The organism is Chloroflexaceae bacterium (assembly GCA_025057155.1).
Taxonomy (GTDB): Bacteria; Chloroflexota; Chloroflexia; order Chloroflexales; family Chloroflexaceae; genus JACAEO01.
In genome coordinates, this window is sequence record JANWYD010000002.1 from 37850 (window position 1) to 60420 (window position 22571).

General features: G+C 67.0%; 17 protein-coding genes and 1 riboswitch. Of the genes, 7 read left to right on the forward strand and 10 right to left on the reverse strand.

What is annotated here, in order from left to right; all coding sequences use genetic code 11:
* Positions 1-29 precede the first annotated feature (29 nt).
* The 3 genes from NZU74_01515 to NZU74_01525 form a co-directional block, all read right to left on the reverse strand.
* Complete coding sequence (locus NZU74_01515; GenBank protein ID MCS6879987.1) at positions 30-1388, reverse strand: TrpB-like pyridoxal phosphate-dependent enzyme; 1359 nt, start codon at positions 1386-1388, stop codon at positions 30-32.
* A gap of 826 nt (positions 1389-2214) precedes the next feature.
* The gene (locus NZU74_01520; GenBank protein MCS6879988.1) at positions 2215-3252 is read right to left on the reverse strand and encodes an ABC transporter substrate-binding protein; all 1038 of its coding nucleotides are present in this window, start codon (positions 3250-3252) and stop codon (positions 2215-2217) included.
* 129 nt (positions 3253-3381) lie between these two features.
* Positions 3382-4188, reverse strand: a complete 807-nt coding sequence (locus NZU74_01525) for an ABC transporter permease (GenBank protein MCS6879989.1) — start codon at positions 4186-4188, stop codon at positions 3382-3384.
* A 166-nt stretch (positions 4189-4354) separates the two neighbouring features.
* A riboswitch (FMN riboswitch) is annotated at positions 4355-4479 on the reverse strand.
* A 482-nt stretch (positions 4480-4961) separates the two neighbouring features.
* Here NZU74_01525 and NZU74_01530 point away from each other — a divergent pair.
* Positions 4962-5378 (forward strand): hypothetical protein, encoded by a 417-nt coding sequence (locus tag NZU74_01530; protein MCS6879990.1) that lies wholly within the window; start codon positions 4962-4964, stop codon positions 5376-5378.
* A 57-nt stretch (positions 5379-5435) separates the two neighbouring features.
* Here NZU74_01530 and NZU74_01535 read toward each other — a convergent pair whose 3' ends face one another.
* The 6 genes from NZU74_01535 to NZU74_01560 form a co-directional block, all read right to left on the reverse strand.
* A complete protein-coding gene (locus NZU74_01535; GenBank protein ID MCS6879991.1) occupies positions 5436-5669 on the reverse strand; it encodes a Uma2 family endonuclease in 234 nt (77 codons plus the stop codon).
* Between the two features lie 53 nt (positions 5670-5722).
* Positions 5723-6715: a hypothetical protein gene (locus NZU74_01540; protein ID MCS6879992.1), complete on the reverse strand. Its 993-nt coding sequence runs from the start codon at positions 6713-6715 to the stop codon at positions 5723-5725.
* 77 nt (positions 6716-6792) lie between these two features.
* Entirely contained in the window at positions 6793-7956 is a 1164-nt protein-coding gene (locus NZU74_01545; GenBank protein MCS6879993.1) for a glycosyltransferase, read from the reverse strand.
* Positions 7957-8147: 191 nt separating this feature from the next.
* Positions 8148-9542 (reverse strand): FAD-dependent oxidoreductase, encoded by a 1395-nt coding sequence (locus NZU74_01550; GenBank protein ID MCS6879994.1) that lies wholly within the window; start codon positions 9540-9542, stop codon positions 8148-8150.
* Between the two features lie 208 nt (positions 9543-9750).
* Positions 9751-10746, reverse strand: a complete 996-nt coding sequence (locus NZU74_01555) for an ABC transporter permease subunit (GenBank protein MCS6879995.1) — start codon at positions 10744-10746, stop codon at positions 9751-9753.
* The gene (locus NZU74_01560; protein ID MCS6879996.1) at positions 10743-13028 is read right to left on the reverse strand and encodes a hypothetical protein; all 2286 of its coding nucleotides are present in this window, start codon (positions 13026-13028) and stop codon (positions 10743-10745) included. Before NZU74_01560 ends, NZU74_01555 begins: the two co-directional genes overlap by 4 nt.
* Positions 13029-13383: 355 nt before the next feature.
* Between NZU74_01560 and NZU74_01565 the strand changes: the two genes are divergently transcribed.
* Positions 13384-14820 (forward strand): LuxR C-terminal-related transcriptional regulator, encoded by a 1437-nt coding sequence (locus tag NZU74_01565; protein ID MCS6879997.1) that lies wholly within the window; start codon positions 13384-13386, stop codon positions 14818-14820.
* Positions 14821-15241: 421 nt separating this feature from the next.
* Here the strand turns inward: NZU74_01565 and NZU74_01570 are convergent, their stop codons facing one another.
* Positions 15242-16192, reverse strand: a complete 951-nt coding sequence (locus NZU74_01570) for a glycosyltransferase family 2 protein (protein ID MCS6879998.1) — start codon at positions 16190-16192, stop codon at positions 15242-15244.
* A 74-nt stretch (positions 16193-16266) separates the two neighbouring features.
* Between NZU74_01570 and NZU74_01575 the strand changes: the two genes are divergently transcribed.
* From NZU74_01575 to NZU74_01595, 5 genes are all read left to right on the forward strand, one after another.
* Complete coding sequence (locus NZU74_01575; GenBank protein MCS6879999.1) at positions 16267-17340, forward strand: glycosyltransferase; 1074 nt, start codon at positions 16267-16269, stop codon at positions 17338-17340.
* Positions 17315-18478 carry a glycosyltransferase family 4 protein gene (locus tag NZU74_01580; protein MCS6880000.1) on the forward strand — a complete coding sequence of 388 codons (1164 nt, stop codon included), beginning with the start codon at positions 17315-17317 and terminating at the stop codon, positions 18476-18478. Before NZU74_01575 ends, NZU74_01580 begins: the two co-directional genes overlap by 26 nt.
* 148 nt (positions 18479-18626) lie before the next feature.
* Positions 18627-20639, forward strand: coding sequence for a hypothetical protein (locus tag NZU74_01585; GenBank protein MCS6880001.1), 2013 nt, complete (start codon positions 18627-18629; stop codon positions 20637-20639).
* 14 nt (positions 20640-20653) lie between these two features.
* The gene (locus NZU74_01590; protein ID MCS6880002.1) at positions 20654-21610 is read left to right on the forward strand and encodes a class I SAM-dependent methyltransferase; all 957 of its coding nucleotides are present in this window, start codon (positions 20654-20656) and stop codon (positions 21608-21610) included.
* Between the two features lie 26 nt (positions 21611-21636).
* Positions 21637-22569, forward strand: a complete 933-nt coding sequence (locus tag NZU74_01595) for a hypothetical protein (protein MCS6880003.1) — start codon at positions 21637-21639, stop codon at positions 22567-22569.
* Positions 22570-22571: the final 2 nt, after the last annotated feature.

A 22571-nucleotide genomic window follows, 5' to 3' on the forward strand; every position in this document is an offset into this window, starting at 1 on the left:
GGAGGGCATGGCCCTCCCGGAACGCCTCATTACCCCACACTGGGCAAGCCGGCCAGGGCCATGGCCACCTCGGCATCGGAATACTCGAAGTCGCGGAGCTTGCCGGCCTGATAATCCATGTACGCCTGCATGTCGAAGTGGCCGTGGCCGCAGAGATTGAAGAGAATGGTGCGGCTGACGCCCTCTTCCTTGCAGCGCAGGGCCTCGCGGATCACTCCGGCGATGGCGTGGTTGGCCTCGGGCGCGGGCAGGATGCCCTCGGTACGAGCGAACTGGATGCCAGCGGCGAAGGTCTCGAGTTGTTGAACGGCAATCGGCTCGATGCGCCCCAGTTGCACCAGATGGCTCACCAGCGGAGCCATGCCGTGGTAGCGCAGTCCGCCAGCGTGGATGGCGGGCGGCACGAAGGTGCTGCCCAGCGTATGCATCTTCACCAGCGGGGTGAGGTGGGCCGTATCGCCGAAATCGTAGGCATATTTGCCCCTGGTCATGGACGGGCAGGCCGCCGGTTCCACGGCCACGGCGCGCACGGCCCGTTCGCCCCGCAACGCCGCGCCGATAAAGGGGAAGGCGATGCCGGCGAAGTTGCTGCCGCCGCCGGTGCAGCCCACCACCACGTCAGGGTAATCGCCGGCCATCTCGAGTTGCGTCAGGGCCTCCTGGCCGATGACCGTCTGGTGGAGCAACACGTGGTTGAGCACGCTGCCCAGGGCATACTTTGTGTCCTCGCTCTGGGCCGCCACCTCTACCGCCTCGCTGATGGCGATGCCGAGGCTGCCGGTGCTGTCGGGATGCTCGGCGAGAATGGCCCGCCCCGCGGCCGTCTCCTCGCTGGGGCTGGCGACCACGCTGGCGCCGTAGGCCTCCATCAGCGCGCGACGGTAGGGTTTCTGGTCGTAACTGACCCGCACCATGTAGACCTTGATCTCCAGGCCGAAGAGCGCTCCGGCAAAGGCCAGGGCCGAGCCCCACTGGCCCGCGCCGGTCTCGGTGACGATGCGCCTGACGCCCTCCTGCTTGTTGTAGTAAGCCTGGGCGACGGCGGTATTGGGTTTGTGGCTGCCCGCCGGGCTGACGCCCTCATACTTGTAGTAGATCTTCGCCGGCGTATCGAGGAGCCGTTCCAGGCGCCGCGCGCGGAACAGTGGCGTCGGGCGCCACTGCCGGTAGATGACCTGCACCTCTTCGGGGATCGCGATGGCTCGTTCGGTGCTGACCTCCTGCATGATCAGCGCCATGGGGAAGAGCGGCGCCAGGTCGGCGGGGCCGATGGGCTGGCCCGTGCCGGGGTGCAGCACCGGGGGCGGCGGCGCGGGCAGATCGGCGGCGATGTTGTACCAGGTGGCGGGCATTTGCTCTTCATTGAGTAGATACTTGACGGTGTCCATCGTTGGTGCGTTCCTCCTGTCTAAAGCGGGGAAACCCGGTTTCCCCATGCCCCTGCCCGCAGGGGAAACCGCAGGACGGTGCCATCGGGGTCTGCCAGGATGACCCTGCGCCCCTACCCACAGGGGCGGCCCGGTTGCCCCTGTGCCCCTGCCACGTGGGAGGCGCAGACGGGCTGCACTCTCCCGGGAACATCCCTGTCCAACAAAAAGCGCCTCTCAGACCCTCTGGCGGGTCGAGAGGCGATCAGGGATCGCGGTGCCACTCTCTCATTCGCGGGCGCTCACGCGCCGCGCGCTCTGCGGGTACTGTCGCTGCGGCCCACGGGCCTTGGGCGTTCCATACCCCTCGCCCTGGTAACGGTGGCGTCTCCGGCGGCTCCTACTAGGATGCTGGCTTTCTATGCATCCGTTCGCTCCGCAGCTCCCGGGTCCATTCCACGGCGCCGTGCGCTCCGGCCTCGCACCATGCGCCGGCTCGCTGGGCCGCCGTGCGCCGTGTACTCTTCCCGATCATGGCTGTTGGCATATGTACTGTGAAGGAGTATAGCACGCTGGAGGCGGGGGTGTCAAACGAGCCTGACGCCTGGCCGGTTGGAGGGATACGGGGAGACCTGATCAGTCTGCAAAAAAGTGTTTTGTTAAACTCCCGCCCCCTCCCCAACCCTCTCCCGCTGGGGGAGGGAGTCCGGCGCCTCCCCCCAACAGGGGGAGGCTGGGAGGGGGGGCAGAAATGCCAGGAAACTTGCTTTACAGACTACTGATTTCCCTACGCCTCTTTAACCGGTATCGGGACATGGGGAAACCGGCTTCGCCATTCCTCTCCCACCTACCGAATAAACTCGTTCGTAAATGCATCGCCCACTTCCACCGGGCTGGCCAGCAACCCGGCGTCGCGCATGAACTTCTCCGTCGCTTCCCAGAGGGCGGCATCGGTGTAGCCCAGCCCTTCGACGTTGGTCTTCTCGCTATACCAGTAGGGCAGGCTCTCCAGGAGCACCTGACGTTGCAACGCTGCGTCGCCCAGATTGGCCTCGGGTATGAAGCCCAGGCTGACCTCGAAGGCTTCATCGGGGTTGTCCAGGGTGGCGCGCAGGCCCTTCAGCGAGGCGGTAACGAAGCCCCGCACCACCTCGGGGGCCTCGGCGATGAGGCGCTCGCTGACGACGATGCCATTGGCGGCCAGGTTGTACACATCGGCGACGCGCAGCACATCCACCTCGACGCCCTGCTGGCGCAGGAGCACCGGCTCGTTCATCGCGTAGCCGGTTGCCGCCTGCACCTTGTCCTCCAGCACCGCCTGGGCCTGGGTAAAGCCGATCTCCTGCACGGTGAACGCGCTCTCGTCGAATTGATTCGCGTAGCGAATGGCCAGCAGGCCATAGAAACTCTCGCCGAACTGGCCGGGGATGCCAACGGTCTTGCCCTTGAGGTCCTCGGCGCTCTTGAGGCCGGTGCTCGACTTGGCGAAAAAGACGATCGGGAACTGCTGGTAAAGGGTCATGACCGTTTTGACCGGCAGGCCCTGCTGGCGGGCCAGGAGGGTGGAGGTGCCGGAGGCTGTGGCGAAATCAACGCCGCTCTCGGGCCAGCTCGCCACCCGTTGCACCACATCGCTCTCAAAGTTGTAGTCGAAGGTCACCTCAAGTCCGGCCTCGGCGTAGTAGCCTTTGGCCGCGGCCATGTAGTACGGCGCGAACTGCACGTTAGGAATGTAGGACATCGCCAGGGTCACCTTACGCAGCGCCGGGGCCGGCGTGGCCGCGGGCGCCGCCGGTTCGGTCGGTGTGGCCGCAGGCGCTGCCGCCTGCCCGCAGGCGGCGAGGAGCGCGGCCAGGGTGAGGATTAGATAGAGACGCTTGAGCATAGCACTCCTTTATTCAGATTGTGGAGGTGTGGAGGTGTGGAGGTGTAGAAGTGTAGAGATGTAGAGGTGTGGAGGTGTTTTTTCGACCCGACAGCTCCACAGCTCCACAGCTCCACACCCCCACACTCCTCATGACCCCATCTCCCACCGCACCAGGGCTCGTTCAAGGAGCGATGCGATCAGGTACAGGCACAGGGTGATGGCCGCGAGGGTGATCAAGGACACGAAGATCAGCGGCGTATCGAAGAGGCCGCGGGCGATGTTGATCAGCGCACCCAGGCCCTCGCGCCCGGCGACGAACTCGCCGACCACCGCCCCGGTGGTGGCCAGGGCCAGCCCGGTGCGGACGCCGCCGAAGAGCACCGGCAGGCTGAGGGGCGCTTCGACGTGGCGCAGCATCTGCCAGCGGTTCGCCCCGCTGATCAGGGCCATTTCGCGCAACTCGCGGGGAATGGAGCGCAGCGCCACGATGGTGTTGATCAGCACCGGCAGGAAGGTGATCAGCGCAGCGATCAGCAACTTGCCGGTCAGCCCAGGACCGAACCAGAGGATGACCAGGGGCGCCACGGCCACTACCGGTATCGCCTGGCTGGCCGCCAGCACTGGCGCCGTAGCTCGCTCCAGCCAGGGCAGGTGCGCCAGGATGTAGCCCAGGCTCAGACCGACGACCAGGGCCAGGCCGAAGCCGCCCAGGGCCACCAGCAGTGTTGCCGCGGTGTGCTTCCACAGCAGGCCGCTCTGCGCCGCGCCTATGAAGCGTTCGGCGACCAGGGCCGGGCCGGGCAGGATGAAGGGGCGGTAGCCCCCCAGGCTGACCAGCGCCTGCCACAGCAGCACCAGGCCGATGATCGCCGCGGGCAGCCCGGCCCACTGCAAGCCGCCCAGGGCCACCCACGGCGCGCGCGCCACCCGCGGCGCCCGGATCTCCTGCTGCATGGGTAACGTTTGCTGCATCGCTTACCCTCCCAACAGAAAGCCCCGCTGTGCGAGAGCACACCGGGGCAGAACTGACCAGACAGCGCATAGCAGCATGGAATGCCGTATGCACCGGATCACAGTACGCGCGAACGAGCGCCCGCTCTGTCGCGCGTCACTGCGTCGTCTGGATCTTCTTTACATCCGGACTGTAACCGTCGGCCCCGGAGTTGCACCGGATCCTGCGTGCCTCGCAACACGCTCGTGGGCTATACCACCGATCGGGAATTTCACCCTGCCCCGAAGATCGTTTGTTACCGGTACATTACCGCGGTCATGGCGAACTGTCAAGGGCGTCAGGTGGTGGTGTGACAACCGAATCCCATTTCGGATTTCGGATTTTGGATTTTGGATTTTGGATTGGTGCGCGAGCGCCGTATTCAACATAATCGAGGGGCCGCGAGGGCAACGCCCTCGCGGCCCTTAGAGGGGGGTAGGGGGAAGCGGGGTTTCCCGGCTGTTCCGTTCAGAGGTCTAGGGTTTTTTACTTTTGGGGCAGGGCATTTCGCATCAGGACGCGGAAAAAGGCGATTCATGCGAGAGGGCCATTTTTTCGCATTAGGACGCGCTCCACCAAAAACCCCACACCTGAGAGGGCCTCCGTTCCTGGCGCCCCACGAAACGCGCCATGATGGTAAATTATAGGTGGATGTTCGCCTTTCACGCCCGTTGGCGCCAGGCGCGCCGGGAAACCGCCAGGGCGGGCGCTGCGCCAGCCGGCAATCCAACATCCTATGCCTCTGAACCCCTACGCCGAAGCCGCGCGCCAGGCCATCGCCGCCCATCTGCCGGAACTGCTGCCCGCGCTGCGCGAAGAGGAGGATGGCTCGCTGCTGGTGGAGCTCCGATCGCCGTCCGGGCGTCAGTTCTGGCTGAGCACGAGCGGCGATGAGATCACCGTGGGCTTTGACCTGCACCACCGGCATTTCGGCAATTCCGCGCACCCGGACGCCGAGGACGACGTGGCGCAGGCCAGCGCGTACATCCGCAACCTGATGAGCGGGCGCTACCGCATCGCCGTCTGGAAGCGCGGCGAGCATTTTGTGATGTCCGAGACGCTAGAGGAGGAGAGCGTTCCGGCGGTCGAGTCCCGGTCGTGGGGTGAGCGCAGGTTGCTGCGGGGATGTTCCGTGGAGGTGTACGGCTGGTAGGCCGTGCAGCGCCTCAAAGCGTCATATCCAGGGCGCCGGCGAAGAGCGTTGCGACCGTCAGGGGCGCATCAGGCAAACAGGTGAACAGGATCTGCTCATCTCAGCGTAGACAAGGGGGTCGCCGTAGGAACCCTTGGCAAGCCGGTAATACCGCAGGACGCGCGTCGCGGGATTGACCGCGGCGTACTCCGCCACGCCGCTGCGGGCGTACATGGCGCATTGTTTGGCCATCTCTTCCGCGCTGTTGCCCGGTGAGAGCATCTCGACCACCAGGTCGGGAGCGCCCCGCACCCGCCGCTCCTGCACCAGGCCGGCAAACCGTTCCGCGCGAATCGAGGGTATGGTCAGGCAAGGGACGAGTCGGCAACCAGATCCGGCTGCAGCACATAGGCCCACCAGTTGTTAAGCACGCCATCGGTCTCGCCAGCGGCGCGGGGGAGGTGCGCCAGCCACCAGAGGTGATGCAGGCGCATATCTCCTCCGCCCCACTCGCTGGCGTTCATCATCCGGGGCGGGGCGCTCAGGTCGGGGAAACTGTACCAGGCGTCGGCGTGACACAACACGGGGCGCGGGTTGCCCCAGTCGTAGTCGGCGAGACTATTCGGCGCGAAGTGGACGTTGCCGCACTCAGCGCGGCCAGGGTGGGTCAGGTCGTAGCGGGTGAAGCGTTCCCACAGGTTGCGTTCGCCGCGCCGCCCGCGGTAGACCTGCTCCATGATCGACTCGACGCGGTGCCCGAAGTTCTCCAGCATACAGCCAACGTCGCGTTCGTAGTTGAAGCCCATCACCACGAACCGCCGCGGGCAGCGCTCGCTGCCCGCCAGGGGCGGCGAATTGCACCAGAAGGCCCCCGCGCCAGCCATGTGGCTCTCGTAGAAGCCGGCGTAGGGGAAGGCAAAGAGCCAGACTTCGTCAATCTCGCCCGCCAGCACCTTCTGGGTGATGGCGAAGTCGTCGAGTATGCGGTGGTAATCAGCGGCGTCGGGCTGATGAAACCCGCCCTGGCGCACCCAGCAGGCCAGATAGCGCTCGTCGTCGTAGGCGAAGCCGTCAACCTTCACCGGGTAGCCGTCAACCAGGTGCCGTTCGACGATGCGGTAGCGGGCGATGCCGCCGGAGCAGGCGTGCAGGTCGGCGCTGTACTGCCGGGCCAGGAGCTCCGGGTCGTGCCAGCGGAAATGCTCGCGCAGGCGCTGACCGCCGCGGCTTTCTAGCACCGGGTCGTAGATGATCATCGCCACACGCAGTTCGATCGGCGCGACGCCGGCAGGGCGCTCCCGGACGGGAGGCGCCGCAGGCGCGGGCGGACGACGTTTGCCAAAGAGCCAGTCAAACATGACAGTAACCGGCTGTGCGCAACCATCCAGGTTGCGGCCAGGGGCAACCGGGTTTCCGCACCCCGGCCTGCCAGGAATCAGGGTATCATCTGTTTACGCCTTACGGCAAAAGTATACGCCCGCTCCGCTATGGTCGCCAGGTTCTCCCAGGCATAGCGCGCCGCTGCCTGGCGCGCCCCGGCGGCGAGGCGCGCGCGCAGGGCCGGGTCGTCGAGCAGGCGCAGGGCGGCGGCGGCGAAGGCGCCGGGGTTGCCTGGAGGGACGAGCAGGCCGCTCCGCTCGTGCTCGATGAAGGATCGCGTCTCGCCCACGTCGCTCGCCACCACCGCCAGCCCGGCGCCGAGCAGTTCGAGCAGTTTGGCCGAACAGCGGGCGCGGTTGATCAGGGTGTCGCGAGCCGGCGCCAGGGCGATCTCGGCCTCGGCCAGCGCCGCCGGGATCTGCGCGGGTTCGAGCCACCCCCGCTCGTCGAGCATGGGGAGAAAACCTGCGCGTTCGGCGCGGGCGCGCAATTCCCGCTCTTCGCCCCGTTCGCCCCGTCCTATCACGATCAGCCGGGCGTCGGGGCGCCGCAGGTGAATGGCCGCCAGTGTGGCCGCCAGTTCCGCCACGTCCAGTTCCCAGAAGCGCGTGTATAGCGCCAGGGCCGGCGCCGCCGCGTCGTTCGCGCGGCCCGCGAGCAGTGTCGGAGCGGCGGCCAGGCCATTGGGCAGGTAAAAGACCCGCTCAGGCGCGACGCCCATGGCCCAGACGAGGCTCTCCAGGGTCCGGCTGGCGACTGTAACGGCGGCGGCGCGGCGGGGCAGGTCGCGTTCCTGCCAGGCGAAGAGCCGTTTGGCGTAGCCCGGATAGGGCAGCAGATCGTTCCAGCCGCCCCGGCCCTCCCAGTCATCGGCGTCCACGACGAGGGGCAGGGCAGGCCGCAGCGCGCGGGCGAAGAGCGCCGCCAGACCGCCAAACCCCCGTGGCTTGAAGAGGTGCAGCAGGTCGGGCCGCTCGGCCAGGGCCTGGCGCAGCATCGCGCCACTCTGGTGCAGCGCCCCGGCTGGTCCGGGGCGAAGGGGCGCGGTGTGGATGATCGGCACACCATTATATACAACGCGCGTGCCGGCGTCCTCCGGGTTATGCACCGGCGGCGCCACAATGCTCACCGCGTGGCCCCGGCGGGCGAGGACGCGCGCCAGCGGCAACATGCGCGCCAGCAGCGTCCCCTTGGGACGAATGCCAAACGGGGCCAGCATAACGATGCGCATTGTGGGATGAGGGGGTGGAGAGACCTCACGTTTCTTTAAGATAGGGTTCACATCTACCGAACACGTTCACACCGCAGAGGGCGCGGAGAGGCGCAAGGGGCTTCAAAAAGCTCATCCTCTCCGTGCTCTGCGGTAAATCTGAACATGTACGTCTCAAAGATCTATGAGGTCTCACCTGCTTATTTCTGCCGCCCGGCGTGAATAATCTCCATCATCTCTTCCACCCGCGTGACCTTCACCCGCGGGCGACCCTGGGCCGCGCCCTGGCTGGTCTCGTGGGTATCGAGCCTCTTCCAGTCCTCGTAGCTCACAAAGTCCACGCCGCGCTCGCGCAGCAGGCTCTCGATGTCGCCATTGCCGGGCGCGGGGGTCAGGTTCGGCGCGTCTTCCAGCATCAGGGCGACCGTGGCGGCGGCATCGGGCTTGTTGGTGCCAATCACCCCCGAAGGGCCGCGCTTGGCCCAGCCGACCACGTACTCGCCGGGCACCGGCTCGCCGGTGGCCGGATCGATCACCCGCCCGCCGCGGTTGGGGATGGTGCCGGTAGCCTCATCGTAGGGCACGCCGGGCAGGGGCACGCCCTTGTAGCCCACCGAGCGCAGGATCATGCCGCACTCAAGCGTCTCGTACACGCCTGTGCCTCTGGGCCGCAGGCTCCCGTCAGGCGCCTGGAACAACCGGTTGCGTTCGATGCGCACCGCGGCGACCCGCCCGTCCTTGCCGATCACCTCTACCGGGGAAACCAGGAAGCGCATCACGATCCGCCGCGGCGCGCCGGTGCTCCCGCGGGCGGCGTAGGCCCGCAGCATCTCGACATTCTTTGCCGCGGTCTTGTCTTCGGCCAGACTGGCCTCGCTCAGCGGGTCAAGCTCAAGATCGGCCGGATCAACAATCACATCCACGCCAGGCAGTTCGCCGAACTCTTTCAACTCGGGATTGGTAAAAGCGGCCTGCGCCGGCCCGCGGCGGCCCAGCATCACCACTTCGCGCACTTTGCTCGCTCGCAGCACCTCCAGCGCATGATCGGCAATATCGGTCTTCGCCAGTTCTTCAGGGTCGCTCACCAGAATGCGCGTGACATCCATGGCCACATTGCCATTGCCCACCACCAGCACCCGCTCACAGGAGAGATCAATCGGCAGGTCGCGGTAATCGGGGTGGCCGTTGTACCAGCCGACGAAGATCGTCGCCGGCATACTGCCCTGCAGATCTTCGCCGGGGATGCCCATCTTGCGATCCGACTGCGCGCCGACGGCATAGACAATCTGGTCGTAGTGCCGGCGGAGATCCTCGTGCAGCACATCCCTGCCAAAGGTCACGTTCCCGAAGTAGCGCACGTTCGGCGCGGCGGCGAGTTTGTCGTACACCCGGGTCACCGACTTGATTGACTGGTGATCGGGCGCGACACCCTCGCGCACCAGCCCATACGGGGTGGGCAGCCGGTTGAAGAAGTCTATCCGACAAGCGAGATCTTTTTGCTTCAGCAGGGCCTCGGCGGCATAAAACCCGGCGGGGCCCGCGCCGATAATCGCAACCCGCAACGGACGCTCAGGGGTTCCCAATCGCTCGCTCACGGCTCTCTCCTTCGCGTGCGGTTACAGCTCAATCCTGCTTACCCTTGCCAGCCAGCCGACACGTCAAGGCCGGACGAACCGGCGCCTGCACTGTGTGAGAAATATCGCAGATAGGCGCGACTCTAACATGCCCCTGGGAGGGTGTCAAACTGCCAGTGGTGGGTGCGTGTTCAGATGTACAGCAGAGCACGGTGGCGCAATCGTGACATCAGGTAATGCCCAGGCCCGCCAGCCACCAGTCCCGGAAGCCATAGGCCAGCACCAGACCGCCGAGGAGCACGAGGGCCAGAGCGGCGTCAACGGCGGTGAGACGCCAGCGGCGGCGCGGCAGGGCCAGGTGCAGGGTCGCCCAGAGCAGGATCAGGCTCGCCCCGGCATAGAGCGCCGCCGTGGCCCGGTATAACGGCACAGCATCGGTTACACCCGCCATTCCCAGGTTGGCCACTCCCCGCGTCAGAGGGATCAGCAGCGCCAGGGGGCGCAGGCCGCCAGTGAATGACATCACTGGCGGCTGAGTCTCGCTTAGCGCCGCCCCCATCGCCGACAGCGGATTGGCGACTACGAAGACCGGCGGGGCCAGTTGCATGCCGTTTATGAGTGACCAGACGCTGGCCGCGAAGAGCGTTCCGGCGATCAACGTGAACAGGACCGCGTAGCAGAGCAGTACGGCGCTGTAGGTCTGCCGGGTGAGCGCCGAGCAGAATAAGCCGAACACGCTCCCCGTCACCATGGTGATGAACAGGATCGCCGCCACACGGGCGATGTCGGCGACAGTAACGCCGCCAAAGAGCGCCACGACGCCAAACACCGGCGCTGCTGCGAGTTGCAGGAGGAACAGGAACGCCAGTCCGGTCACCCATTTGCCGAGCACGAACTGCAACGGCGGCACGGGGGTGAGCAGCAACATCTCGAAGGCGCCCCGTTCGTACTCGCGACTGATGGCATTCAGGGTGATCGCCGGGCTAAGAAACACCGTCAGCGCCTGCAACCCCAGGCTGATCCCGATGAACAGCACCTGCCCGATCTGGGCGCTGAGCAGGGGCGTGCCGCGGTCGAGTTGTTCCAGCACCGCGCTGGCCAGCAGGCGCGCTGCAATGATCGCCAGCCCCACGTACAGGGCCAGTATGAGCGCGGCGCGACTGCCGCGCATGAAGACCTTGAACTCTTTGAACAATACGGGAAACGCAGGTCTCCGTCCGCTCACGGCAGCACTCCCCGCAGCGTCGCGTCAATGTAGAGGCACCGCGCCTCGGTGATCCGCCCGTAGAAGCGCACGAGCAGTTGGCCGTCGCGCAGATAGGCGGCGGGATTGGCGACCTGTAGATCGCCGGGGCCATCGAAATCCTGCTCCACCCAGCGCCGGGCGGTCCAGTCAAAGAGCACCGTGGTCAGCCCCGCGTTTGGCCAGCGGCCGGCGCTATCCATAGTCAGGGTCAGTTCCTCGGCCCGCAGGCGGCCCATTCCCGGCGGGAGCCGCAGCAGCACTGTAAATGGCTCGGCGGTAACGGCGATGCCGGCGCCCTGGTCGCCAGCGCAGGCAATCTGGCCGCTGGCGGCCAGATCGGGGCGCATCCATCCCGGCGGCAGCGTCACCGCTCCGCTGCCCTCGAAGACCGGACGGAGCGCCAGCAGCGTGGTCTCGCGCCAGGCGGCGCCGGGCGCCGCCACCTGCACCGGCAACGGCGAGCGATCCAGCCAGGCGAATGCCACCGGCCCCTCATCGTTCGTTACGCCACGCGTAGTGGCGGCATTGATGAGCGCCTCGCGCACCAGCACTGCTCGATCCGGCGCCTGGCCAGGGACGCGGCCAGCCTCCAGTTCATCGCGCAATACCAGGTAGCTGATCGCCGTGCCGCGGCGCGCGCCGGGGGCCGCCGTTGCGGGCCAGGTCTGGATGGCGCGAGTTCCGGGCGCGACATCGCCGAACCGCACCAGGTATTCGCCGTAGGCGGCCACGGCATCGCGCAGAACCTCTGGGCCGAGATTGTCAATCTCGACGGCCAGTTGTCCATCCTTGAGGGTGAGCCGGGCAGCGACGCCAGGGAGCGTCACCTGCCGTTCCACCAGCAGACCCTGCAACTGCCAGGGGGCCGCGTCGAATGCCAGCGTTGCCCCCTCCTGGGCCAGATCGCCGCTCACCCCGCTTACGCCACCGTACTGCCCCGCCGCAGGACGCACCGGCCGCGCCAGCCCCCCGGCGTCGAGCATGGCCTCAAAGGCTTGCTGGCGCGGAGTGATCACTCCAGTCACAGTACGGGCGCGAGCCTGATCATCGCCGATCACCTCGATCAGACTCAGTTGATGCACCACGCGCTGATCGGGGCGCAGCGCGAAGGCCAGTCCAAACACCGCCGCGCCCGTGACCAGCGCCAGGGCGGGTGCGGCGAGCCACATCAGCGCCTGGGCGTCGAAGCGCCGCAGCAGCAATGCCAGACCAGGGCCGACCAGCACTGCGTAGATCGCCAGCAGGCCGAAGATCGGCCCGTCGGGCGGAAGGTTGACCGTGGGCGTGGCGCTCAAGGCCCCTGTCAGGATGCCCTCCTGGAAGGGGTCAATGCCGGGGACGGCGCCGAGCGGGGAGGAGGCCAGGATCGGGGAACGCAGCAACTGATCCCAGAAGCGGGGCGCCGCCTCCCAGGCGGCCAGTTCCGGCGCGCCGGGGTCAAATGCCAGTTGCGTGACCATACCCACGCCAAGGGGTCGCTGCACCCAGGCCGGCGGATCGCGCTCGAAGGCGGCGCGGGCATCCGGGGCCGGAGTCAGCGCCACGCCGGGCAACGCTCCAGGGCCGGGCGCGCTGGCGAGGGCCGCCAGCGACGCATCGGGCGTCTGCACGCGCCCGCCTGGCGTCGCGGGTTGCAACTGCGGCGGCAGACCGGCCAGCGTGCGAGCGGCGGTCGGGCCGCCGCCCAGCACCAGGTGCCCCCCGGCGCTGACCCACCCCAGCAGCGCCTGGCGCTGCGCCGGGCTGAGTTCCTCGGTGGGCGCGTCGGAAAGCATCAGCAGGCTCAGACTGCTCAGGCCGGCCGCCGTGTCGGGCAGTTCGGCGAGAGACAGGCGCACCACAGTGAATGGCAGCGCATTGAGTTCCTGGCGTCGCGGCAGGGACAGGCGCAGGTCGCCGCTTGAAACCAGACCCAGCAGCCGCTCGCCGGCGCGCGGACGCACCTCGAGTTCCTGCTCGGCCAGCACTGCCCCGTCGGCTTCCACCGTGACGCGCAGGGAGCGCGTTTCCTGCTCCATCGCCGCGTAGAGCACGATCTGCTTCTCGGCGCCCGCGGGCAGGTCCACGGGAGCGGTGTTGCGGAAAGAGGCGTTGGCGATGGCCGCGGCAACAACAACGACGCGCGCCGCGCCGCCGTTCTTGAGGCGCACCTGGATGGGCAGCCAGGCGCCCGGCAGATAGTTGCCCTCAAACGCGGGAACGGCCGTAAGCTCCAGCCCGGCCTGAGCCCGAGCGGGCCCGGCTTGCCCTGACAGGAGCATGATGACCGCCAGCGCGACGAGGAGACACAGGCGTGCGGACCGGGCAAGCCAGAGGGGCCGCAACAGTCCTGCACGCCTCAAACCTGGCTGCATAGATTGGCGCTTCTGTTGCTTACAACCCTGCGTCGCCGTTCGGAGGGGCGCGGGGAGGCCGTTTCTTCCTGCAATCCTGTTCCGCCCACAGCGGCGGGCTCGTCCTGTCCTGGTCGGGGCGGACCCGCAGGCGGGCCGTCTCCGGCCGGCGATTCGTGGCAGCCTTGCAGAGCGTAAGCCGTCTGTTAGCGTGACTGCCTTGCCCCACTACCCCAGTCATGCTATGATCAGCCAGTATTATAAAGTCTCAGGACACGCTGGCATGACCAACAACGTCCAGATCAGCGACCGCGAGCGCGAGATCTTGCAACTGGTCGCCCGGGGGGCCACCAATCAGCAAATCGCCGATCAGCTTAACATCAGTGTCCATACTGTCAAGGTTCACCTGCGGAACATCTTCAGCAAGATCGGCGTCGTCTCGCGAACCGAGGCGACGCTCTACGCGATTCGCAACGGGATTGTCAGCGTTGATGCGCCGGGCGACATCTTCGGCGAAGCGGCGCAGGTGAAGCCCGCCCTGGCGGAGGAGTCCACCCCCATAGCGCTCATTCCTGTGGAGGTTGAGGAGGCCGCGCCCACGACGCTCGCCGCGCCCGATACCGCGCCGGCATCACCCGCGGCGGCTGCCTCGACCGCCAGCGCCATACCCGCGCCCTCCCCTTTGCGACGACGGTGGCAGGCGCTGGCATTGGTCGCGGGTCTGGTCCTGGCCGGCGCGCTCGTCGCTGGCTGGCTGCTCTCGCGCCTGCAACCTCCGCTCACCCAACCGACCGCCGCGGCGCCGACCAGCGGCAGCGAACCGTCAGCGGAGGGTCGCTGGATCGCCCACGCGCCGGTTCCCACCCCACGACAGGCTTTCGCCCTGGTCGCCAATCCCTCGGAGGGGCGGCTGTACGTGATCGGCGGGCGCCATCAGGGACAGACGCTGCCAGCCCTGGATCGCTACGATCCGCGCACGAGACTCTGGGTTTCCCTTGCCGATATGAACGTCGCCACGAGCGCCATGCAAGCCGCTGAACTGCGCGGCCGGATCTACGTCCCTGGCGGCGAACTGGCCAGTGGCGGCGTGAGCAACCGCCTGGAAGCCTACGACCCGCGCGAGCAGCGCTGGTATGAACTGGCGCCATTGCCCGCCCCGCGCAGCCGCTACGGCCTGGCGGTATGGGAAGGCAAACTCTATCTCTTAGGCGGATGGGATGGCGAACGGATCAGCGCGGAGGTGTTCGTCTACGACCCGGTCGGTGATGCGTGGTCGTCCGGCCCGGCCCTGCCCTCTGCGCGCCAGTATGCCGCCGCCTCAGTGGTAGCCGGCCAGTTATACCTCATCGGCGGCGAAGGCCCTGGCGGCCCCCTGCGCGAGAGCCTGCGGCTTGACGTGGAGGGTGCTACCGAACGCTGGCAGTTCCTGCCCCCGCTGCCGCAGCCGATTGGTCGCCCGCAGGCCGTGGCTCTGCTCAACAGCCTGCTCGCCATAAACGGCCAGGATCGGGCGGTCTGGCAGTACGACGCGGCCTCCGACGCCTGGGTGCCCTATCCCATCACGGCTGACGTCGGAGCGAACAGCAGCGTGTCGCTGCTCAACACGAGCCTGTACTTCGTCGGCGATGATCAGACCCCCGAGCCGGGCGCGGTAATGGAGTACCGCGTGCTGTACACCATCTTCGTGCCGGGGGCCGGAGGCCCGCCCGGCGCGCCGTGAGTAGTCTGTAAACAAAGTCTTTCGCTAAACCCCGCCCCCTCCCCAACCCTCCCCCGCCGGGGGAGGGCGCCTGGCGCTTCCCCCCAGCGGGGGGAGGCTGGGAGAGGGATTGAACCTCGCTTCCAAGCCTCCCGGCGCGCCACCTTCACCATCGCCGGACGCCGCATTGCCGATCATCTGCAACCCGCCCCGCTCAAACCGAACCCTGCCCATCCTCTCAGGTGTAGGGTTGTTCGAGCGAGAAGGAGTTTTCGGCATTCCAATGCGCTTCCGATCCTCACCCCCCCGCCCCCCTCTCCACCGTAGGCGGAGAGGGGGGAGTTGGGCGTCCCAATGCCCCGGATGGCGCATGTGACGCGAGGATGTGTCGGAAAACCCTACACCTGAGAACCCCGCCCCTCCCCAATCCAAAATCCAAAATCTAAAATCCAAAACGTTCCGCCTTCTGCAGAAGCGCAACCTCTAGCGGCCGCATGGCGTAGCCATCCAGCGTGGCGCGCCAGCGCAGGCGCGCCAGGGAAGCATCGCCCCGCGCATAGTCGCGGACGGCGCCGAGGGCGGCCTGGGCCAGCAAGACCATAAGCGTCAGACCGGGGAACGGCCCGTGGGGGTGCTGCCGGTAAAACCGCGCCCGGCCCCAGGCGGCGATGGCCCGGCTGATATGCGGGACCTTGCGGGCGCTCTGCGACACCCGATGCCACATCCGCGCCTCAGGCACGCACCAGATCTCAAAGCCGGCCGCCCGAGCGCGGTAACAAAAATCGGCATCCTCGTAGTACAGCGCATAGCGGTTATCGAACGAGCCGATCTGCGCGAACACCTCGCGACGCACCAGCATCGCGCATCCGGTGACCGCGTCAACCCGCAGGGGGCGCCCGCGGGCGCGCCGCAGCATGCCCGCGCCCAGGTTGAGAGGAACCGGCAGCAGCGGGTAACGGCGCGACCCTGCCTGCCACAGACGCGCGGGCGCGTCGTAGTAGAAGATCGCCGGCCCCAGAATGCCCGCCCGCGGCAGCGTAACGGCCGCCTCCAGCAGGCGCGAGAGCATTTCCGGAGCGATGATGGTGTCATTGTTCAGGAGCAGCACCGACCCCGCGCCGGCGCGCAGCGCCGCCGCGATCCCGGCGTTCATTCCCCCGGCAAAGCCCTGGTTGACCTCCAGCGCCAGCAGCACGACCTGATCGCCAAACGCCTGCCGGAACTGCCGCAGCGAATCATCGCTTGAGGCGTTGTCAACAATAATAATCGCACTCCCCGGCAACAGCCCTCGCTGAAGGGAACGCACACAGGCGATCGTATCGCCCGGCAGGTTCCAGTTGAGCACCACAACATAGACTGGCTCCCAGCCGGCTGCCGCTCCCTCCATGTGCATAGCCCTTTGCCTTTCCCCCCAAGTTGCCCTATAATGCCTTCGATCCGCCTACCACAACACACTACGGAAGTGCAATGAAGGTGCTGTTTATATGCGGTCGCGAACCAGAATACGTTCGAAACCAGATTATTCTCAGATCGTTACATCAGTTTGCGGAGGTCAATGCGATCACCGACAGCGGAAAAACCTATCTGGGCCGCCATCTTCGCCTTCTACTCAAACTGCTCTGGCGCTATCGGGAGCATGATATTGTCGTCGTCGGGTTTTATGGCTACCTTCTGGTGCCGCTGTTGCGCCTGTTGAGCCGAAAGCCGCTTGTTTTCGATGCGTATCTTTCAACATACAATACGCTTTGTTTTGATCGCCGCGTGATCAAACCAGAATCGCTCCTGGGCAGACTGGTGTTTTTGATGGATCGCCTGGCATGTCGCCTGGCCGATATTGTCATCCTCGACACACGCGCCCATAGCGCCTACTTTTCCAACCTGTATCATCTTCCGCCGGACAAGTTCCGCGTGCTCTATCTCGGCTACGACGAAGAACTCTTCTACCCCCGCAGCGCGCCGCCCGAGCGCCCATTCAGGGTATTTTACTACGGCTCCTTTCTGCCGCTTCAGGGCATCGAGTACGTGGTGCGGGCGGCCAAGCTGCTGGAGGATGAGCCGGACATCGTCTTTCAGATCGCCGGCGACGGCATACGCTCCGCCGAGATCCGCGCCCTCGCCGAGTCGTTGAACTGCAAGAACATTGGCTTTCTAGGCTGGATCCCCTACCATCAACTGCCCGATGCCATCGCCCAGGCCTCGGTCTGTCTGGGCGGGCATTTCTCCGATACCGCCAAGGCCCAGCAGGTGATTGCCACCAAGACATTTCAGTTTCTGGGCATGGCCAAGCCGACCATCGTCGGCGACAACCCGGCCAATACCGAGATCTTCACCCACGGCGAACACGTGTACATGTGTCGCGTAGCCGATCCGCGCTCGCTGGTTGACGCTATCCTCACCCTGCGCGCCAACCGCGCCCTGCGCGAGAAGATCGCCTGGGGCGGCTACCGGCATTCGTTCGAGCGCTACAGCAGCGCGCGCATCGGCGCGGCGCTCCACGACATTCTGCGAGAAGCGCATGCGGCTGTGCCTGGTAAGCCTTGACTTCGCCCCGGTGCGCACCTCGGGTCTGACTATTTATGCCGAACGGCTGGCCCGCCTCCTGGCGAACCACGGGCACCAGGTTACGGTCGTCGCCGCGCGCCGCCCCGGCCTCGCTCACCGGACCTTCGTCGAGGACATCGTGGTTGACCGCCTGCCCATCGGACGCAGCGACTGGATCGGCTACGGGCTGCGCGCCGCGCGCCACGTCGCGCGACGCCGGGCCAGGGGGGAGTTGGATCTGGTGCACTTCCTGGATGTGCATTTCGCCTGGGCTTACCACGGCCCCTTCGTGGCCAGCCTGCTCCAGTCGTTCCGGCAGCGCCTCACCGCCGACGGCGGCCGGCCCTACGCCTCCTCCTGGCCCAACCGCGTCTTCCGGCGCGGCTACTACAGCGGCGCGTTGCGCTGGATGGAGCGCCCGGCCCTGCGCCGCGCCGGGGCGCTGGTCTCCCTGAGCGAGGCGACACGCCAGGAGTTCATCCAGCACTACCGCATTCGGCCCGAACGGATTATGCTCACCCCGCCTTCGATTGACCCCACGCGCTTCGCCCCCCCGCCCCCGGAGGCGGTCGCCGCCCTGCGTCGGCGCCTGGGCCTGGAGGGCCGGCGCGTCCTGCTGCACGTCGGGTTTTCCACCCCCCGCAAGGGTCTGGAGTACCTGGTCGCCGCCCTGCCCGCCCTGCCCGCCGACGTGCGCCTGGTGCTGGTCGGCGCCTGGGAGCCGGGCTACCGCGAGAAGGTGCGGGCCGCCGCGGGCGCGGCCTGGGAACGGGTGCTCGAAGCCGGCAGCGTGCCCGATGCAGAGATGCCCCTGTACTTCGCCCTGGCCGATACGCTGACGCTCCCCTCGCTGCTCGAAGGCTTCGGCTTGCCCGCCCTCGAAGCTATGGCCTGTGGAACGCCGGTGATCGCCGCCGCGTCCGGCGCACTGCCCGAAGTGGTCGGCCCCTGCGGCGTCCTCGTTCCCCCACGGGACACTCCGGCCCTCGTTGCGGCCATCCGCGCCCTGCTGGACGATGAACCGCGCCGCGCTCGCCTGGCCCGCTGCGGGCGGGAGCGCGCCTGTACGGTTTTCTCTCCCGAACGGGAGTACGCGACGGTGATGCAGGCCTACCGGCGGATGATGGATGTGGTGTAACGGTGGTATGGTGATATGATGACGCTGTGCATTACCGCGGTGGGGCAGAGACGGCCCACCGGGCCGTCTCTGCCCCTGCTAACTATGCACAGATACGGCCTACCGGGCTGTATCTGCCCCACCCTGTGGTGCATGCGCTGGAACCTGTATGCTGCATCTGCTCTGGCATCTCATCAGCGCGAGCGCGCTCACGGCGCTGATCGGCGGCGCGGCCCTTGGCTTCGGGGCGCTGGCTCTGGGCCGCCTGCACCTGCCGGGCGCCCGGCCCGCCGAGCGTCTGCTGTTCGCCCTTGCTGCGGGCGCCGCCGCCCTTTCGCTGCTGGTGCTCCTGCTCGGCGCCCTGGGCCTGCTCTCGCCGCCGGTGGTCGCAACCCTCCTCCTCGCCGGCCTGGCCCTCGCCATCAGCCGGCGCGAGAACTGGTCGCCTTCCTTCGAGCCTGGGGCGCCGGGGCCGGTCAGGGGCCGCAGCGCCAGGCCGCGTGAGAAGACCGTTGGCGCCTCTACGCCTTCAGATAGCCAGTCGGTAGAGCGGTGGAGCGGCGGAGCGGCGGAGGTCGAGAGCAATGCTATAGAACGAGGCGTCTGGCTGGGATTGCTGGCGGTCATTACCCTCCCGCTGGCGTATGGCCTCTTCGCCCACGCTCTGGTTCCTCCGACAGACTACGACGTCGTAGCGTACCATTTTGCCATTCCCAGGCTCTACGCCGAAGCCGGCCGGATCATCTATCTGCCCTACGTGCTGCACTCCAACTGGCCCCTCGGCACGGAGATGCTGTATCTCATCGCCTTGCAGCTCGGCGCCGAGAGCGCGGCCCACCTGGTAACCCTCGGCTTCGCCCTGATGCTCTGCGCCGCGCTGGTGTTGTTCGGCGAGCGCTGGTTGCCCCGTGGCAGCGGCTGGCTGGCGGCGGCGGTCTTTTGCGCCATGCCCATGGTGGCGCGGCTCGCGGGCACCGGGCTGGTGGAGATGCCCCTGGCCTGCTATACCTTCCTGAGCTTCTACGCCCTGTGGCACTGGCGCCAGAGCCGCGCCCGGAGCTGGCTGCTGCTCTCGGCGGGGATGGCCGGCGCCGCTGCCGCCACCAAGCTCAATGGCGCCGCCGCGGCGATCATCTTCGCCACCCTGGCCGCGGCCCTGCTGGTCCTCGAGGGCCAGCCCTGGCGCGCTATAGGGGCGTTCGCTGGCTACGGCCTGGTCAGCTTCCTGGTAGTGCTGCCCTGGTACCTCAAAGCCTGGATCCATACCGGCAACCCCATCTGGCCCTTTCTCTACCCCCTGCTGGGCGGGCGCAACTGGGACGAACTGGGCAGCATCTATCTCATCGGCTACCTGCGCACGACCAATATGGAGCCTACCATCGTCAACTGGCTCACCGGGCTGTGGCAGGTGACGCAGGCCAACGGGCGCTTCGGCTCCTTCCTGCTTGGCCCCTACCCCCTGGCGCTGCTACCGCTGGGCCTGTTGCCCCTGATCTGGCGCCCAACCCTGCGTCCCCTCCTCACGCTCCTCGGCCTGAGTCTGCTGGCCCTCTACAGCATCTGGTTTCTCCTGACCCACCAGACGCGCTTTCTGTTGCCGGCCATGCCCTTTGCCATCCTCTTCGGCGCCGCCGGGGCGGCCTGGGTCGGGGCGATGGTCCCGCGACCGGCGCGTGTGGCCATACTGGGCGGGTTGCTGGCCTGGCTGCTCGCGGGGGCGTGGATCTTCGACCCTTACCAGCGCGAAAGCGCCTGGCGCGCCCTGCCCTACCTGCTGGGCCAGATTGACCGCGAGAGCTACCTGACCAGCGTCTACGACGATTATCCCGCCTACGCCTATCTCAACCGCCATCTCGCCACTGGCGACCGCGTGCTGCTGGCGCCCATGGATGTTCGCGGCTACTACCTGGACCCGCCCTACCTCTGGGCCAACGCCATCGGGCAACGCTACCTGCGGCTCGAACAACTGGCCGACGCCGACGCGCTCTACGCTGAGTTGCAACGTCACGGCGTCAGCCATGTGCTGATCAACACGCGCTTTGTGATCCAGGGCATTCCCTACCAGGAGCACATCAATGACCTGCTGAACGGCCTGGTGGAACGTTACGGGCGCCTGCTGTACGAACGCGGAGCCTCGCGTGTGTACGCCCTCGATGGACCGGTCGCAGCCATGCCGAGGTAGCCTCGCACCCCATCGTGACCAACGACATCCCTCTGGAATACATCGCCTGTCCCCTGTGCGGCGCCACCGGCTGCCGGGAGCGCTATCGCCTCCCCGATATGGCCCTCGAACGCCCCGGGTTCTTTACCCTGGTGGAGTGCGACACGTGCGGATTGCTCTACCAGAACCCCCGGCCGGCGCCGGAGGCCATGGGCGCCTTCTATCCGCCCGAGTACGCTCCCTTCGAGGCGCCACCCTGGGCCGATCCCCGACCGCTCCGCCGGCTAGCGCGCCTCTACGGGCTGAAGAAGCGCTGGCGGGTCGTTGAACGCTACGCTCCAGCGCGCCCGGGCCGGCGCGCGATCCTCGACGTGGGCTGCGCGACAGGTCTGTTCCTGGCCGCGGGGAGCGATGCCTGGGAGAAGACGGGGATTGAACCGTCGGCCTACGCCGCCGAGTATGCGCGAAACCGCTTTGGTCTGCGGGTTCACACCGGCACTCTGGAGGACGCGCCCCTGGAAGAGCGGCAGTTCGACGTTATAACCATGTGGGACGTGCTGGAGCACCTGCATGATCCCCTCGGCAGCCTGCGGCGCGCCCGCGCCCTGTTGCGGCCCGACGGGGCGCTGGCGGCCCGCGTGCCCAATCGCGCCGCCGTGGAGGCGCGCTGGTTTGGCGGCGCCTGGGCCGGCTTCGACCCGCCCCGGCACATGTTCGTGCCTGATCGGGTGACATTGACCGGGCTGCTCGAACGGGCCGGCCTGCGCGTCGTGGCCCTGCCCCCCATGGGCGGCAGCTATGCTATGCTTGTGTTAAGCTGGAACTTCTGGCTCAAACGGCGCATGCGCGACGGCTGGCGGCGCCGGCTCGCCCAACGCGTCATTGACAACCTGGCAGTGCGCCTGGCGCTGCTGCCCCCAATCTGGTTCATGGAGCATCAACTGGGGATGGGGTCGTCGCTTACCGTCGTCGCCCGACCCGGTGAGGTGTAGCGCCGTGGAGCCGGGGAGCAACGAGAATGCTCAAAACCCTCTGGAAGAACGGCCGCCTGATCGGCCATAACGCCCACGGGCGCCGCATCGCGCTGGCGCTGATCCTTGCGGCCAGTCTTGGCGCGGTCCTGTGGATCATCGTTCGCGACTGGTACAATCTGACAACCTACGCCTGGCGCTTTGAGTGGGGTTACCTGGCGTTAAGCGGGCTGGCCTATGTTGTGGCACTGGCGCTGGCGATTGCCGCCTGGATCGTGATCATGGCCGGGCTGCGCGCGCGGCTCCCCTGGAAAGAGCACGGGCGGTACTTTCTCTACTCCTGGATGGCGCGGCGTTTGCCCACGCCGGCGCCGTTCGTGGCCAGCCGCGTCCTGCTCTACGAACAGGCCGGGGTGCCCCGCCGCCTGAGCCTGGCCGGCATGCTCTGGGAGCAACTGCTGCTCTTCGCCTCTGGAGGCTGGCTGGTAGTGATGCTCTTCCCGCTCACCCCCGCTCTGAGCCAGCGCCTGCCGCTGGCGCCGACAGTGCTGCTGGCAGTGGTCTGCGCCGGGCTGGTGTTGCGGCCCCAGGTTCTGGCGCGGGGGTTGAACTGGCTGCTGCGGCGCTGGAAGCGCGAACCGCTCACTGCTATGCTGACCGTTCCCGGAGCCCTGGTCGCCCTCGGCCTCCACACCTTGCTCTGGCTGAGCGGCGGGGTGATCTTTTTTCTCATGGTTCGTTCGATTTACCTTGTCAACTGGGATCTCCTGCCTTTGTTCATCCAGATCTGGGTGGCCAGCGGACTGATCGGCTATATCTCCTTTTTCGTTCCTGTTGTGCCGGGCGTGCGCGACATGAGCATGATCGCCCTGCTGAGCATTGTCGTTCCCCTCTCGGTGGCGCTGATCATCGCCCTGCTGGTGCGGCTGTGGGTCACGCTGAATGAGTTGTTGTGGGCCGTGGTGTTCTCGCGGTTGTGAGA

Excerpts from the sequence above, each read along its gene's own strand:
- NZU74_01515 (MCS6879987.1), bottom strand. The coding sequence starts at position 1,388 with ATGGACACCGTCAAGTATCTACTCAATGAAGAGCAAATGCCCGCCACC.
- NZU74_01565 (MCS6879997.1), top strand. The coding sequence starts at position 13,384 with ATGACCAACAACGTCCAGATCAGCGACCGCGAGCGCGAGATCTTGCAA.
- NZU74_01525 (MCS6879989.1), bottom strand. The coding sequence starts at position 4,188 with ATGCAGCAGGAGATCCGGGCGCCGCGGGTGGCGCGCGCGCCGTGGGTG.
- NZU74_01580 (MCS6880000.1), top strand. The coding sequence starts at position 17,315 with ATGCGGCTGTGCCTGGTAAGCCTTGACTTCGCCCCGGTGCGCACCTCG.
- NZU74_01560 (MCS6879996.1), bottom strand. The coding sequence starts at position 13,028 with ATGCTCCTGTCAGGGCAAGCCGGGCCCGCTCGGGCTCAGGCCGGGCTG.
- NZU74_01520 (MCS6879988.1), bottom strand. The coding sequence starts at position 3,252 with ATGCTCAAGCGTCTCTATCTAATCCTCACCCTGGCCGCGCTCCTCGCC.
- NZU74_01585 (MCS6880001.1), top strand. The coding sequence starts at position 18,627 with ATGCTGCATCTGCTCTGGCATCTCATCAGCGCGAGCGCGCTCACGGCG.
- NZU74_01570 (MCS6879998.1), bottom strand. The coding sequence starts at position 16,192 with ATGCACATGGAGGGAGCGGCAGCCGGCTGGGAGCCAGTCTATGTTGTG.
- NZU74_01545 (MCS6879993.1), bottom strand. The coding sequence starts at position 7,956 with ATGCTGGCCCCGTTTGGCATTCGTCCCAAGGGGACGCTGCTGGCGCGC.
- NZU74_01530 (MCS6879990.1), top strand. The coding sequence starts at position 4,962 with ATGCCTCTGAACCCCTACGCCGAAGCCGCGCGCCAGGCCATCGCCGCC.
- NZU74_01575 (MCS6879999.1), top strand. The coding sequence starts at position 16,267 with ATGAAGGTGCTGTTTATATGCGGTCGCGAACCAGAATACGTTCGAAAC.
- NZU74_01540 (MCS6879992.1), bottom strand. The coding sequence starts at position 6,715 with ATGTTTGACTGGCTCTTTGGCAAACGTCGTCCGCCCGCGCCTGCGGCG.
- NZU74_01595 (MCS6880003.1), top strand. The coding sequence starts at position 21,637 with ATGCTCAAAACCCTCTGGAAGAACGGCCGCCTGATCGGCCATAACGCC.